The sequence below is a fragment of the Brevibacillus schisleri genome (assembly GCF_055685845.1).
The window spans coordinates 2,441,134-2,455,983 of the sequence record NZ_JBVNDM010000001.1 but is presented as its reverse complement, the minus strand read 5'-3'; the positions used below and the strand labels follow the sequence as shown (position 1 = coordinate 2,455,983).

15 protein-coding genes and 1 riboswitch are annotated in these 14,850 nt (G+C 48.7%); of the genes, 5 read left to right on the top strand and 10 right to left on the bottom strand.

Annotated elements, in window-relative coordinates; all coding sequences use genetic code 11:
- Positions 1–28: 28 nt before the first annotated feature.
- Positions 29–130, bottom strand: a riboswitch (SAM riboswitch).
- A gap of 213 nt (positions 131–343) precedes the next feature.
- Entirely contained in the window at positions 344–451 is a 108-nt protein-coding gene (locus tag ACUUHJ_RS12175; protein WP_007724452.1) for a YjcZ family sporulation protein, read from the top strand.
- Between the two features lie 65 nt (positions 452–516).
- On the opposite strand, the gene ACUUHJ_RS12170 is transcribed toward ACUUHJ_RS12175, so the two are convergent.
- Together ACUUHJ_RS12170 and ACUUHJ_RS12165 are read right to left on the bottom strand one after the other, a co-directional pair.
- Entirely contained in the window at positions 517–2,721 is a 2,205-nt protein-coding gene (locus ACUUHJ_RS12170; protein ID WP_472298995.1) for a YcdB/YcdC domain-containing protein, read from the bottom strand.
- A complete protein-coding gene (locus ACUUHJ_RS12165) occupies positions 2,712–3,284 on the bottom strand; it encodes a sigma-70 family RNA polymerase sigma factor (RefSeq protein WP_472298994.1) in 573 nt (190 codons plus the stop codon). The genes ACUUHJ_RS12170 and ACUUHJ_RS12165 overlap by 10 nt, the downstream gene beginning before the upstream one ends.
- Before the next feature lie 198 nt (positions 3,285–3,482).
- On the opposite strand from ACUUHJ_RS12165, the gene ACUUHJ_RS12160 reads away from it, so the two are divergent.
- From ACUUHJ_RS12160 to ACUUHJ_RS12150, 3 genes are all read left to right on the top strand, one after another.
- The gene (locus ACUUHJ_RS12160) at positions 3,483–3,971 is read left to right on the top strand and encodes a hypothetical protein (RefSeq protein ID WP_289677481.1); all 489 of its coding nucleotides are present in this window, start codon (positions 3,483–3,485) and stop codon (positions 3,969–3,971) included.
- A 363-nt stretch (positions 3,972–4,334) separates the two neighbouring features.
- Positions 4,335–6,050, top strand: coding sequence for an arginine--tRNA ligase (gene argS, locus ACUUHJ_RS12155; RefSeq protein WP_472298993.1), 1,716 nt, complete (start codon positions 4,335–4,337; stop codon positions 6,048–6,050).
- A gap of 123 nt (positions 6,051–6,173) precedes the next feature.
- Positions 6,174–6,545: a hypothetical protein gene (locus ACUUHJ_RS12150; RefSeq protein WP_289677479.1), complete on the top strand. Its 372-nt coding sequence runs from the start codon at positions 6,174–6,176 to the stop codon at positions 6,543–6,545.
- Positions 6,546–6,619: 74 nt separating this feature from the next.
- Here the strand turns inward: ACUUHJ_RS12150 and ACUUHJ_RS12145 are convergent, their stop codons facing one another.
- The 6 genes from ACUUHJ_RS12145 to ACUUHJ_RS12120 are packed head-to-tail and all read right to left on the bottom strand — an operon-like array spanning position 6,620 to position 11,493.
- Positions 6,620–7,801, bottom strand: coding sequence for a thiolase family protein (locus ACUUHJ_RS12145; RefSeq protein ID WP_472298992.1), 1,182 nt, complete (start codon positions 7,799–7,801; stop codon positions 6,620–6,622).
- A gap of 28 nt (positions 7,802–7,829) precedes the next feature.
- Complete coding sequence (locus ACUUHJ_RS12140) at positions 7,830–8,570, bottom strand: amino acid ABC transporter ATP-binding protein (RefSeq protein ID WP_289677476.1); 741 nt, start codon at positions 8,568–8,570, stop codon at positions 7,830–7,832.
- 17 nt (positions 8,571–8,587) lie between these two features.
- Positions 8,588–9,253 (bottom strand): amino acid ABC transporter permease, encoded by a 666-nt coding sequence (locus ACUUHJ_RS12135; RefSeq protein ID WP_016739797.1) that lies wholly within the window; start codon positions 9,251–9,253, stop codon positions 8,588–8,590.
- Between the two features lie 49 nt (positions 9,254–9,302).
- Positions 9,303–10,121 carry an ABC transporter substrate-binding protein gene (locus ACUUHJ_RS12130; protein ID WP_472298991.1) on the bottom strand — a complete coding sequence of 273 codons (819 nt, stop codon included), beginning with the start codon at positions 10,119–10,121 and terminating at the stop codon, positions 9,303–9,305.
- Positions 10,122–10,165: 44 nt separating this feature from the next.
- Positions 10,166–10,828: a 3-oxoacid CoA-transferase subunit B gene (locus ACUUHJ_RS12125; RefSeq protein WP_472298990.1), complete on the bottom strand. Its 663-nt coding sequence runs from the start codon at positions 10,826–10,828 to the stop codon at positions 10,166–10,168.
- Positions 10,828–11,493, bottom strand: a complete 666-nt coding sequence (locus ACUUHJ_RS12120; protein WP_289677471.1) for a CoA transferase subunit A — start codon at positions 11,491–11,493, stop codon at positions 10,828–10,830. Before ACUUHJ_RS12120 ends, ACUUHJ_RS12125 begins: the two co-directional genes overlap by 1 nt.
- A 279-nt stretch (positions 11,494–11,772) precedes the next feature.
- Between ACUUHJ_RS12120 and ACUUHJ_RS12115 the strand changes: the two genes are divergently transcribed.
- Complete coding sequence (locus ACUUHJ_RS12115) at positions 11,773–13,194, top strand: sigma-54 interaction domain-containing protein (protein ID WP_472298989.1); 1,422 nt, start codon at positions 11,773–11,775, stop codon at positions 13,192–13,194.
- Between the two features lie 296 nt (positions 13,195–13,490).
- Here ACUUHJ_RS12115 and ACUUHJ_RS12110 read toward each other — a convergent pair whose 3' ends face one another.
- Together ACUUHJ_RS12110 and ACUUHJ_RS12105 are read right to left on the bottom strand one after the other, a co-directional pair.
- Positions 13,491–13,892 (bottom strand): hypothetical protein, encoded by a 402-nt coding sequence (locus ACUUHJ_RS12110; RefSeq protein WP_472298988.1) that lies wholly within the window; start codon positions 13,890–13,892, stop codon positions 13,491–13,493.
- Positions 13,893–13,943: 51 nt separating this feature from the next.
- Positions 13,944–14,786 (bottom strand): deoxyribonuclease IV, encoded by an 843-nt coding sequence (locus tag ACUUHJ_RS12105; protein ID WP_472298987.1) that lies wholly within the window; start codon positions 14,784–14,786, stop codon positions 13,944–13,946.
- Positions 14,787–14,850: the final 64 nt, after the last annotated feature.

The following is a 14,850-nucleotide window of genomic DNA, read 5'->3' as shown; positions in this document are numbered from 1 at the left end:
CAGCAGATACGAAAACGCCTGAGACATCCTCTTATCTTTCAAAGCACGTAGCTTTGCTGGAATTGGCACCGGATTTTTACCGGTTGCCGAGGCTTCATCAGGCCAGTCCCTCTGCCTCTCTGGATAAGAGTCGTACACTTGTCATTTAGTTGGTTTGCGAAATGTCTTGAATGTTTGCAAGTATCTTAACACCCCCTTTGTCTCCCCGTCAATTGTGAATTGTCTATTTTTTACGGAGTCTCCCCTCTTACGCGCCCATTTTTGCCTAAGCTGGGCATCCGCCCAGTCCAATATCGGCATTCGTGTATAGACTGGAGTATAACGGAAAGGAGGGGAAACAAAGATGAGTACATCTTTCTGCGGTAACGGATTCTTCGGTGACTGCTTCGCAATCGTGCTCGTGCTGTTTATCCTGTTGGTTATTATCGGGTGCTCCTGTGACGACTGTTAGATAAGTGTAAAAAAGGCTATCCCAAAAGCCATCAGGAATGGCTTCGGGATAGCCTTTTTTTCTTGTTATTTGGTGATGATCTTGCCTGTCACGGCATCCATAGTAATATATTTGAACGCCAGCTTTTCGTCACTCCACGGCACATACGCCAGCTTTGGTTGAGCTAATTTTTGCCCATCCACATCTCTCATCAAATAGACCAGCTTTAAAGGCATGACGCGTAAATACGCCTCAACAGCCTTGTCTTTCGAGACGATCTCGTCGGATGCTGGAAGCTCCACCAACTCGTGCGTCTCTCTGTAGTTTTCAAACTTTGTCACTTTGCCAGAAGACGGATCGACTGTTACTGAATAAGCCGCTTTTTGCCCGCGATCCTGTACTGGAATGCCATCCTTGCTCATGAGATATCTGAATTCCCATTCGCCCGATGACACAGGATTCGCTTCGCCTGGCTGTATGACTTGCGCCAATTGCACTTCTTTTATGCCTGGATCAACGTATTTAGGCAGAAAGGCAAGTGCAGCCTCTTCCGCTTGCTCGCGTTTGACAGTCACTGCTGTATCGGAACGCGGTGTTCCCAGCCCGACGACACTGCCTGTTTCTGCGAGAACTTCTACGCCGATATACTTGTCATTTTTATCATTCCAGACGTATTCCTTGCGTCCGTCACGGTTACTCTCTCTATAGGTCGAGTCATCCACTTGTATGCCGAATTCCGCTTTCAGCAACGCCTTTGCCTCATCCTTGGAGCGAACCTTGACGTATTCCTTTGGAGATTCGATCGGATGTGCTTCCTTCGTATTCAACTGATCATAAGCAAGCCCGTTATCTCCCGTTCCATACACCATCTTGCCATTGGTCGCGTCGATATACCACTCCTGACCATCTTCACGTCCTCTTTGCATGAAGGAAACAGCTGGTGTGTACTCCAGAATGGGCTGCCACATATCCCCTTGTTTTGATTGTGGCTGTATTCTCGGATTCTGCACGTACCGAAGCTTCATATGCTCGCTCAGCTCTTTGATGGCTACCTCTTCTGACACAGCAGTCGATACATCCGGGTACTGCGACGTCTCAAATGATTCGAGCTCCTTACTGAAATATTCGAGGTGGCCAGAGTCGGTTGTATTGATGCTTATTTCATCAGACAACACCGGCATCCCGTTATAGTATCTCAGGTACAATCCCGGATGGTTGGCGTCCAACAACCGATAGTTCTCGCTATCAGCCCCGAGCAGCTTGTTCAGGAACTGTCGCTCTTGCTCCAATGCTTTTGCTCCATCTGCTCTTTTCTGGCTCGCTGCTTCCTTTTCATCCTTAAACAGAAGCCTATACAATTCCAATGTTTGACCATTGCCAGTGATCACAAGAGAAACCTGATGCCCCTCTTTGTTCGTTTTCCCCAAAATGAATGACATGCCATCGTGGTTCTTTTCTTTATCCAAAAGAAGAAGGGATGGGCTCAAATCGGGCATGGCATCTGTCAGCTTGGTGAAAAAGGCTTGTTCGCTCTTGTTCAATCGCCCGAAAAACGCGACTTGCTCACGTTCGTCAATTCCAACCGACATTACGTCGAACGGGACGGGCTGGCCGTTTTCGATCCGTTGATAATTCACGCTCATCCATGGGCCTTTTACCATATACTCGTCGGTATAGATCTGAGTCTCGACGAGCTGATAGGTCTTACTTTCCTCCCCCAAAAAAGCTTGAAGAAATGCGCTTGCTGCTTTCTCCGCAGTCTTGGCTGATGGCAATTTCTCTCCCTTCTGTTCTCCTCGATCACCATCAATTGTAAAACTCTCAATTTGTCCTGTCTGTATATCATATGCAACCTTGGCACGAGCATTATCGCCTTCCAATAACGTTAGATTACTGATTCCATGGCTTGTACGATCCACTCTTATTGTCATCTTGCTCAAGGCTGGAATCACTTTTTTCAATGGTAAGATGGCCTCTTCCGCCGACACCTTTACACTGTTCGGTTTTGCCTCTTTATTGTTTGTTTTCGTAGCAGTTGTAGCAATCGCATTCGTTACATTTTTGCCATTTGGCAACTGTGGAAACCAGCCTTGCTGGTGCATTCCCACAACAGTAACCGCCAAGCAAGCTGCCAGCGAACCAGCCACGAAAATTCTGTTTCGATTCTTGTGTTTATTCTTTGCAATCGCATCTCTGATCCGCAATTCCATTTCTTTTGTAAACCTCACTTCCTCCACTGATTCCACACTTGCGCTCCGCACCGCTTCACGCATTTCCTTATCTACGTCCATTCCAATCCCTCCTTTTCACACAATGCCTTAAAATGTTTTCGGGCCCGTGACAATTGGGTTCGTACGGCATCTTCTGAAATATCCAGCACTTGCGCCATCTCTCTTATCGACAAATCTTCATAGTAATGAAGTACCATGACTTTTCGGTACAGCGGCGAGAGCTTCATCACCTGCTCTGCTACCTGTACCTTGCTCATTTGTCCGATGACGGCCGATTCAACATTTGCCGTGTCGACCTTTTCCGGGGGTGCTTCCTCCTTGGAGAGGTAGGTAGAAAAAATCTGGCGAAAGGACCACGAACGCAAATATTTGCGGGACTCGTTGATCGCGATTCGGTAAAGCCATGTTTTCACGCTACTCTGATGGCGGAACTGATCCAGACCCCGATACGCCTTCAGGAACACCTCCTGGGTGATGTCTTCCGCGATTCCACGATCCTTGACGATCAAGTAGGCGAGCTGCACGATGTTGTCTCCGTACTCGCTCATGAGTCTTGTCAGCTTCTCCTCGTTGGTCAATTGCAGCGTCCAGTCCGCTTCGCTACTTTTGGCACTTGCATTCACGTACTGTTCACCTCCTTGTTACCTGTTGATATGTATTTGATCCAGCTGGCTTATTTTTGTGACAAGATTATCCAACTATTTTATCTATAATCCTTTTCCCTTCTTCCACTGCTGCACTCTGCTGCGTTGCTCTCATTGTCAGCGCACATTGCTTTTGCTATCATGAGGCTTATTGTAGAGCGAAAGGAACGAGATGACATGGATGACATGCAAGCACGAGAAAAAGACAAATTTCTGTCCTGTTTGGAGACCATAAAAGAGCTATCCAAATCCGAATTTGAAACGTATTCCATCGTTAAGAATACCGAAACTGGGGAACATTATCTCCACTATTTTTTGTCCCACATTAACTTGTCCGAGGGAGGCAGAAGAGACGATTACGATCACTTCCTGCCGATTGAATCTGACGATATTTTAGCGATTATGTTTGGCGAACAGCCTTATCAGTTTCCGGAGAACTGGCGCTCGGCTTATTTTCGCAGTGGGAATGACAATCGATTGATCCCGTTCGATCCATCGGAAAATTACGATCTGGACGATGCGGCGGCTGCCGAGCTGGCCATGCTCGAAAAGCTGGAACAGTACAAAGAGCAAATGATGAACGCAGATAACCTCAGCCCGGAAGAAAGGGAAGAGCTGACCAAGCAATATTTCGCGGAATTAGATAAGATTTTAAAAAAACCTTGATCGAGACACCTTGCATCATGACGGACAAAACAGCTATAATTCTAGAGAAACAAACGAATCGTTGAAGAGGATAGTACTCCTGGTGTGAGGACGAAAGCGAGTCGGGGACGGTGTAAGCCCGATGCCAAACCATGTGAGGAAGCGCCCCTCTGAGATGCCGCCTGAACATCCTACGCCAGCCATTATGGGCAACGGATCGTGTAGGGCTATGCCGGGACTGCCCGTTACAGCAGATCAAGCGGTTTTTTCCTTCCTATGTGATGGAAGGGTAAAACAACAAGAGTGGCACCGCGGGAGTATAACCTCTCGTCTCTTTTTCACAGGAGACGTAGAGGTTTTTTTTATTTGAAAGGGGAATTTTAGATGAGCTACAAACACCAAGTCGCTGAAAAGATTGCCGCTGCGCTCTCCTCGATGGGCGTAGACACACTGACCAAAGAAGCCGTATACGGCATGCTGGAAACACCACCAAACCCTGCAATGGGCGATGTGGCCTTCCCTTGCTTCCAATTGGCAAAAGCATTGCGCAAAGCCCCACCGATGATCGCAGCAGAGCTGGCTGGACAGCTCTCCGGTGCACCATTGCGCGAATCGCAAGCAGTTGGTCCATACGTGAACCTGTTCCTGGATCAAGAAAATGTGGCCGAGCAAGTTATCGGAACCATCCTTACCCAAGGCAGCACATACGGAAGTAGCCATGTTGGTGAAGGACGCAAAGTACCAATCGACCTCTCCTCCCCGAATATTGCGAAGCCGTTTTCCATGGGGCACCTGCGCTCTACTGTAATCGGAAACGCGATTGCCAACATCATGGAAAAGCAAGGCTATGAGCCCGTTCGCATCAATCACTTGGGTGACTGGGGTACGCAGTTCGGTAAACTGATCGTTGCGTATCGCCTCTGGGGTGACGAAGCAAAGGTAAAAGCAGAACCGATCAAGGAGCTGCTCAGCCTCTACGTTCGTTTCCACGAAGAAGTTGAGAACGATCCTACCTTGGAAGATCAAGGGCGTGAATGGTTCAAAAAGCTCGAGGATGGCGACGAAGAAGCTCAGCATCTGTGGAAATGGTTCCGTGATGAGTCCCTCAAGGAATTCATGAAGATTTACGACCTGATGAACGTAGCCTTCGACTCCACACACGGTGAAGCATTCTATAATGACAAAATGGATCGTGTTGTTACCTTGCTCGAGGAAAAAGGTCTCTTGACTGAATCCGATGGTGCAATGGTCGTGAACCTCGACGAATACAACATGCCTCCATGCCTGATCAAAAAATCTGACGGCGCTACCCTGTACGCAACGCGTGATTTGGCTGCAGCCCTCTTCCGCCACGAATCGTACGATTTTGCTAAAGCACTTTATGTCGTAGGAAACGAGCAACGCCTCCACTTCCAGCAGCTCTATAAAGTGTTGGAAAAAATGGGCTATGCGTGGTCCGCAAATATGCACCACATCCCATTCGGCATGATGCTCAAGGACGGCAAGAAAATGTCCACGCGTAAAGGGAAAGTTGTTCTCTTGGAAGAAGTATTGGCACAAGCCATTTCTGATGTCCAAAAAGTCATCGAAGAGAAAAACCCTTCCCTGTCCAATAAAGAAGAAGTGGCTCGTCAAGTAGGAGTCGGCGCAGTTATTTTCCATGACTTGAAAAACTTCCGCCTGAATGATGTCAACTTCTCCTGGGAAGAGATGCTGACCTTCGAAGGGGAAACAGGACCATACGTGCAATACGCTCACGCGCGTGCATGCTCGCTGCTGCGCAGAGGTGGCTACCAGCCAGCAACAACTGTGAACCTGGCTTCCGGTGCACTCGACAGCAAAGAGGCTTGGGCAGTGATTACCCTCTTGAACGCGTTCCCAGAGGTAATCGAACGTGCTGCCGATAACTTCGATCCGTCGCAAATCGGCAAGTATGTGATCGACCTGGCGCAAACATTCAACAAATTCTATGCGAATGTACGCATCCTGGCTGAGGAAGAAGATGTGACAGCATCCCGTCTCCAGCTCGTAGCTGCAGTCGTGGCTGTGCTGAAGGAAGGTCTGCGTCTGCTCGGTCTGGCTGCTCCAGAAGAAATGTAAGAAAGCATACGCCAAGCCGGTTGCTTTCCCTTGTGGGAAACGCCGGCTTTTTTGATTGTCCCGTGTCATCACTATTTATCTGTGAGATAATGTAACGATGGCAGATGAAAGAGGTGAGGAACGATGGGAAGAAGTGTACATTTCGGCAAAACGGATTTTACCTTGCGTCTCACTGGCTTGCATACACTCTTAGCCTTGAAAAATACGATCACGCTCCCTTATCAATCGATCAAGCATGTCGAGGTCGGTTCTTTTGTTCCGCCAAAATGGATGTTGCGCATGCCAGGGACGTCTTTTGGACCTTTGAACATTTATGAAGGAAGCTTTAAGTATCAAAATGAATGGTACTTCCTTTCTTTTGCCCAGACGGATTCGTTGTTGATCCTAGAAGCAGAGGGTCATGTCAAATATCAGCATGTCATTGTACAGCTGGAAAACCCAACAGAAGTAGCGGCTACATTGCGAAAATACTTACGCGAACAAAACGCTCCCTAATAGCGCTCAAGCTTCCATTGCAAAAAGCCCCGACATTTCAACGTTCGGGGCTTTTTCATTTGCACATGTGAAGTTTACATTGTCAAATTTTCATAGATCACTGACATTCCCATGCCACCTGCCATGCACAGTGTCACCATTCCATACTTCTCGCGTCTGCGCATCATTTCGTTCATCAACGTCACTGTCAGTTTGGCGCCAGTTGCTCCCACAGGGTGACCCAAGGCAATCGCGCCTCCATTGACATTCACCTTACTCGTGTCCAGCTCCAAGCATTTGATCACAGACAAAGCCTGGGCGGCAAATGCCTCATTCAATTCGATGAGCCCAATGTCTTCGAGGTTCAATCCCGCTTTCTCCAGTACCTTTTGCGTAGCAGGAACTGGCCCGATCCCCATCACGTCAGGTTCGACTCCTGCGCTGGCAAAAGCCTTTATTTTCACCAGTGGAGTCAAACCCGCTTCCTCCGCCTTTTCACGGGACATCATCAATACAGCGGCTGCACCGTCATTCATCGGACACGCATTTCCGGCAGTGATGGTTCCCTCTTTTTGAAAAACACTTTTCAGCTTGGCGAGTTCTTCTAGCTTGATATCATGGCGCACCGATTCATCCTGCGCAAAAACACGTGTGCCTTTGCGATCCTTGATTTCAATCGGTACGATCTCATTCGCGAACGTGCCCTCTTCGATTGCTGCCGCTGCTCTTACATGGCTCTCATAGGCAAAACGATCCTGCTCCTCACGGGAAATACCGTATTGTACAGCCAGCCGTTCTGCGGTCATACCCATATGCTCACCGGTCAGCGAGCAGATCAAGCCATCGGACAATAGAGCGTCGTCCATGGACAAATTGCCGAATTTGCTGCCCCAGCGATTCTTCACGAGGTAGGGAACACTACTCATGGACTCCACTCCGCCCGCAATCACCACATCCTCTTGACCTGCTGCAATCGCTTGCGCACCGTTGCCAATTGCTTTCAAACCTGAACCACAGGCTTTGATCACGATGTGACCATAGACATTGCGGGGAAATCCCGCCAGCTGCGAACTGATACGTGCAGCATTGAGTCCTCCCCCATGTACGTACCCATTGCCAAAAATCACTTCATTGACTTGTTCCTTCGGCAAATCAACCTTATTCATCAAGCCTTCCAATACTTGCCGCCCCAGCTCTGTTGCTGGTACGTCACGCAGGCTTTTTCCGAATGCACCCACAGCACTCCGCACACCTGCGACAATGACCACGTCTTTCATGCCCCAGCTCCCTTTCGTTTTTACGCCATTACAGTACACGGTTCAAAAATTCTCTCGTGCGCTCTTCTTTCGGGTTGTTGAAAATTTCTTGGGGTCTAGCCATCTCGATGATCTTGCCTTGATTCATAAACGCCACCCAATCGGCCACTTCCTTGGCAAACCCCATCTCGTGCGTCACAATAATCATCGTCATCCCTTCTTGTGCGAGCTGTTTCATTGTCTCCAGCACTTCCCCTACCAGCTCTGGGTCAAGCGCTGAGGTTGGCTCGTCGAAGAGCATGATCTCAGGTTTCATCGCCAGCGAACGAGCAATGGCCACGCGTTGCTTTTGTCCACCGGAGAGGCTGGACGGGTAAGCGTCCGCTTTTTCAGAAAGACCTACCTTTTGCAGCAGCCCAAGCGCTTCCTGCTTCGTTTCTTCCTTGTTCGCTTTTTTCGCTATCAGCGGTGCCTCCATGATGTTTTCCAGAACGGTTTTATGCGGGAACAGATTGAAGTGCTGGAACACCATGCCTACCTTTTGTCGTACTTTGGTCAAGTCATCCTTCTTTGGGTCGATGCTGTTCCCTTCGATATAAATCTCTCCGCCGTCCTTGATCTCCAGAAAATTAATGCATCGAATCAATGTGCTTTTCCCCGATCCACTGGCACCGATCAAGACGACGACCTCGCCCTTTCCGACTTGCAGGGTAACATCCTTGAGAACTTCCACTTTTCCGAAGCTTTTCTTCAAATTTTGCACGCGTATCATTTCTCTTTGCTTTTCCATCGTTTTTCCCCTCCGCTTTACGCCTCTCCTTTTGCCAGACGCTTCTCCATGATGTGGACCACATACGTAAACGCCATGACAATAACCAGGTAATAGAGCGCCACAATCAAAAAGTACGTCATTTCATCAAAGGTTTCCGCAGACAAGCGACGGGCCAGTGAGAACAACTCATCCATTGCAATGAAAGCGGCCAGAGACGATTCCTTCAAAGACAAAATAAACTGGTTACCAAGCGGTGGGATCGATCGTTTCAACGCTTGCGGCAAAATGATCCGACGCATCGTCTGACGAGCAGACATGCCCAAAGACAGCCCTGCCTCCATTTGTCCTTTATCAATCGATTGAATAGAGCCCCGGAAAATCTCTGCGATATAGGCTCCGCTGTGAATCGCCAAAGCGAGCGCTGCCGACCAAAATTGACCGAGGTCAATGATTTTGTAAAAGCCGAAATACAAGACGAAAATTTGCACGACCAACGGTGTACCGCGAATGATCATGATGTACGCATTGGCTATGAAACGTGCAACTGGAAGCTTGGATACCTTTAACAAGGCGACAAACAATCCGATAATCGAGCCTACGATAACAGAAGCGATCGTCAGCTGAAATGTCAGCAGCAACGGCTTCCAAAAAAACGGCAATGTCCGGAAAAACTCTTCTGTCAGATGGGCAAAACTGGGCACTTGATGCCACCCCTCACTCGTAATGGAATTTACTTTTAATACCAACTCACTATTCAGCTTTACTGATGTCGCGGTTAAAGTACTTTTCGCTCAATTTGACGTAGGTACCATCCTCCATCATTTGCTTGAGCACTTCGTTGATCTTCTTCAGCAATTCCGTATTTCCTTTGCGCACTGCGATTCCATGCTTGACCTCCGAGAGTGGCGACCCGCTTTTCTTGAGCTTCAAGCCTTGGGCAATGGCAATTTCCCCTACGACGCTATCTGTAATCACGACATCGTGTTTTCCTTGCTCCAAGGCACGCAGAGCCGTTACATCGCTGTCATACGTTTTGATGTTATCCGTGTACTCCCTCGCCATCTTTTCGTGTGTAGTGCCGAGTGCGACTGCCACTTCTTTTCCTTTTAATCCTTCTAGCGTGCTAATCGTCCCATCCGGGCGAACGAACAATTGACCACCGGACAAATAGTACGGGTCTGCGAAATCAACCTGCTGCTTCCGCTCTTCTGTAATCGCATGGCTGGCAATCGCTGCATCGTAGCGTCCTTCCTTTACCCCTGCGATAATACCGGAAAAAGGCGACGTGACCGGCTTTGGCTCAAGCCCCAAACGCTTGGCGATCTCATTGCCGATCTCGACATCAAATCCGGTCAATTGGCCATCCTTGAAGTAGCTGAATGGCTGATATTCACCGGAAGCCGCGTAAACAAATACGCCTGCCTCTTTTGTCATCGATGATGCATTTCCAGCAGTAGCCCCACCCGCTTGACCTCCCGCACTGTTAGTAGATGCGCCTTGGCTACATCCGCTTACGAGTAGTGACAACGAAAATACGACCCCTGCGATTGTTTTCCATGTTTTTTTCATCTGTTCCATCCCCCAATTCTTTATGTTCACGCTTACATTTTTTATTACTCTACCATTTGTAAATTTTCTGAAATAATTAAAGGTGCTCCGGTATTCGTGATGACATTTTCCAAGGTGAACGGGTACATTACCTCTGTCAAAAGCAAGCCTCTTTGCGTGATCTCGATTACGGCCCGCTCCGTGATAATAAGATCGACGCAGCCCTTCGCCGTCAGCGGCAATGTGCACTCCCTGCGAATTTTAGGCTCTCCTGCCTGATTCACATGGCTCATGAGCACGATCACTTTCTTGGCGTAATAGGCAAGCTCCGCTCCTCCACCAATGCCATGAACACGTGAGCCCGGAACAATCCAGTTTGCCAAATCTCCTCGGCGATTCACCTGCAAAGCCCCGATAAACGCGGCATCCAGCTTCCTTCTTCGGATCATGCCATACGCTATGGTACTGTCGAAATACGATGCCCCCGGGACAACGGTAACAGGTGCTCCACCAGCGTTGGAAATATGCTGGTCCTCTTCTCCCTTTAACGGCGTAGGTCCGACACCCAAGATTCCATTCACAGAGTGAAACATGACTTGCCATTCATGCGGAATAAAATCAGCGACGAGCTCAGGTATCCCGATCCCCAAGTTCACTGCCATTCCGGGAGCGACCTCTTTGGCCGCACGCCACGCAACCATATTTCGCTGATCCACTTCCAACCCCATTAGCTGTTCCCTCCACCACGAACCACGATATAATCCACAAAAATGCCAGGCGTCACGATTTTATCCGGGTCCAGCTCTCCTGCCGGAACGATCTCCTCAACCTCAGCAATCGTGATATCTGCGGCCATCGCTACTAACGGGTTCAGATTTCTTGCCGCCTTGTCATAAATGAGATTTCCGTAAGTATCTGCCTGTTTGGCATAGACGATCCCTACCTCCGCTGTCAGGGCGGCTTCAATCTGACAAGTTCTTCCGGCAAAAGCAAACGGCTCTGCTCCTTCCATTCGCTCTCCTCTCACATGCGCATCCACAACGATTCCCGGAATGCCAACACCTCCTGCCCGAATCTTTTCTGCGAAAATTCCTTGTGGACAAAATGTCACTTCCAGCATCCCATCCATCATTTGTTGACCTGCCTCGGGATTGGAGCCAATATGTGTGGTTATTAGCCGCCTCACCCGTCCATGACTGATCAGCTTTCCGATTCCGATTTCCGGGTACCCCGCATCAATTCCAATGAGTGTCAAGCTTTGCACGCCTTTGTGCAAGATCGCATCAATCATGTGTGCCGGGGAGCCTATCGTGCCGAATCCGCCATACATCAGCCGGGTGCCATCCAGAACATGCTCCACTGCCTGTTCGTGCGTCACCAGTTTTGATAACATCGCATGCATTTCCTTATCTCTTATTCTGGGTAAATCGCTTACGTCCACTATGTAATAGCAACTCTTGTGCCAAGCCTCAAAACGGCAAGAAAACGTGATCAAGCTAAAAGCCATTCCGATTGCCGAGTCGAAATAGACTCACTTTTGAATCGAAAAGGTAGGAAAAGTCTAACTTTTCGCTCGAATCGATTTCGACTCAACTATTTTTAAATCCGACTCACTATACAACGATCAATATCATCTTGTACAATCAGTTGAAAAACCAGGGAGCTACTCAACATGGAAAAAGCTGCGGAGATACTAGCACTGTCTTCTGTTGATCGTTTAATTGACATCCTGAACACACTGGCAGATGGCATATTCATCGCTGATGCGCAGGGAACTACTTTATGGTTAAACAACGCGAGTGAAAACCTGTGTGGTCTACCAAAAGCCGAACTCATCGGGCAAAACGTATCCGCTCTCGAAGAAATGGGGATTTTCAGCCCTTCTGTCACCCGCTTGGTTTTGGAAACGGGAAAACCGACCACAACCATTCAGCTCGTCAATAATAAGGGAAAATTCCTGGTAACTGGACACATCATCCCGGATGAGGAGGGGAGACCAGAGCTGATCGTTTCCCACTCACGCGATATCACTGAGGCAGCCCGTGCCAGTTCACAGCTGGAAGAGACGGTTGCTTTGCTTAAGCGGTACAGCGAAGAGATTCAGCACATGAAGTGGGAAGCAAGCCAGAGCTCCTCCCAAACCTTGATAGGCAACAGCCGTTCCTATCTCGCTCTGCTGGAATTAATGAAAAAAGCAGCCCCTGTCGACACGACCGTGTTTATTACAGGAGAAACAGGTGTAGGAAAAAGCTATCTAGCGGAGCAAATCCATCAGTTGAGTGAGCGAAGCAGCGGGCCGTTTGTCCACGTCAACTGTAGCGCCATTCCCGAAACCTTGATCGAATCAGAGCTGTTCGGCTACCACAAAGGGGCCTTTACGGGGGCGAGTCACTCGGGGAAAATCGGATTAGTGAAAATGGCGGACAAAGGGACGCTTTTCTTGGATGAAATCAGTGAGCTTCCCTACCACTTACAATCGAAATTATTGCTGCTTTTGCAAAACAAAACCTTTATGCCGATCGGCGGCACGAAAACATACACGGCTGACATCCGCATCATAACAGCAACCAATGCCAACCTTCAGGAGCTTGTGCGGTTGGGCAAATTCAGACACGACCTGTACTATCGTCTTAATATTTTGCCAATCAATGTTCCGCCATTACGGGAGAGAAAGGACGATATTTTCCCGTTACTCCATCACAACTTACAGCGATTCAATAGCAAGCATAGCCAGAAACGCCGTTTTTCCCCGGAAGTGCTGGATGTCTTGCATCAATACGAGTGGCCTGGAAATGTGCGGGAACTGGAAAATTTGGTAGAGCGGATCGTTATTACGTCCAAGCTGGATGAAATCCAAGTCAGTGATTTGCCGGAAGAACTGCGGAGTATTCGTGAGCTGGAGGAAGGAATTCTTTCACTCGGTTCTCTTTCTCTTACAGATCGGATGGAGAAAATTGAGATGGAATTTATTCTGCAAGCATTGCGCACACACAAAACGACTCGCAAAACAGCAGCGGTCCTCGGTATAACCCAGTCGCTACTTATGCGGCGGATTAGAAAGTATGGGATTCAACTGGATTCTGAGGACGAGTGAGTCAATATAGTGGAGGAGAAGAAAAAGCGCAGTTCTCTTCGACTCTGACACGCCCGCAAAGGGGATTGGCTGTCCGTCTCCACTTCAAAAAGGGGACCGTTGAGCCAAAGCCACCCTACGGGCGGACGTTTCTCAGGGAAGAAGTGTTCGACAACCGGGTCCCCTTTTTGAAGTTCCGACCGGGTAGGCGTTGTCAAGGTCTGCGAGTCCTGCGCTTTTTCTTCTCACCAGCTTTGTTGGATCTTATTGACATAAAAAAGGAGCGCTACCTCGCAGCGCTCCTTTTCGTTCTTGGATTACTCTTCAATCTTCTTTGCTTTTTTACCAAACCACGTATTTGCAACCAGCTCGACTACTTGCTTCGGCAATGATTGTGGTGCTTGTATTTCTGATCCAGCCTTGTCCACTGTGCGGTACAGCAAAGCTTTGTCATCTGCTGGGTCAGACATGGTTTGCAGTGTCCATTCGCCGATTTGTCCGGCGTTTGTCCACTCCTCGATCATCAGCTGATATTCTCCTGGAGCCAGCTCGATGTAATCCTCGTCTGTCACATCCACAATCGCATATCCATCATGCTCGATTTCAGCATCGTATGTATTTCCGTTCGCCGCTTCGTACAGAGCGAGCTCCTCTGGATTATTCAAGTTTTCTGTTAGATGAGTAAAATCCGCAATCGTCACCTTAATACGCTTTTTCATTGGTACCCCTCCCGTGTTGAACACATCATTTCACACTCTACCATAACATGGTCAGCCCTGCCAATTGTCAATGAGCAGACGAACATGTTTGATTTCTTCACCATGGCCCCCTTCTGAGCCTCTCGCCGTTTCCAAAACGATGGGAAGTCCTTGCAATTCTGGTGTTTGCAAAAAAGCGGCAATGGCTGCATCACCGATCATCCCTTTTCCGATGGCGGCATGCCGGTCTCGAAAGGAACCACTCGGATAAACAGAATCGTTTAGATGAACGGCCCGCAAGCTCGTAAAATAGTCAAGCTCTCGCATCCGATCGGCTACTTCTTCCCAATCATTCCCTTTCCACAATCCGCTGGCAAATGCATGACACGTATCCAAACAAAAGCCTACCTTCTGTGGCTCAGCAAACAATTGTCGAACCTGCGTAAGCTCTTCGAGTGTCGTGCCCATGCGGTTGCCTTGTCCGGCATTGTTTTCGATTAACAGCTGGGCTTTTCCATTCCAGCCATCCAGTATTTGATTGACCATCTGGATCATGACTTTGTAACCGGCAAGGACATCAGCGCCTTTATACTGGCCAAAGTGAACGACCACGCCCAACGCTCCACAAGCATCGGCAATTTCAAGGTCATTTCGCACGGAGCCTACTGTGACGGCGAATAGTTCTTGCTCCTCGACGCAAAGATTCACCGGGTATGGCGTATGAGCAATCGACAGCATGCCGTTTTGCTGACAAAAAGCACGACACCGCTCTGCATCCCGGGCATCGAATTGCTTGACGCCTAAGCTACGCGGGTTTTTCGGGAAGAATTGAAAGGATAACGCGCCTTCTTTGTATGCCGTTCTCGCCGCCTCCTCGTACCCATGGCGAATACTGACATGACAACCGATTTGCAAAATAATCCCTCCTCTTACTCGCTTCTTCTCATTTTTCCCTCTGCCCTTTTTCTCAATCGAGCAC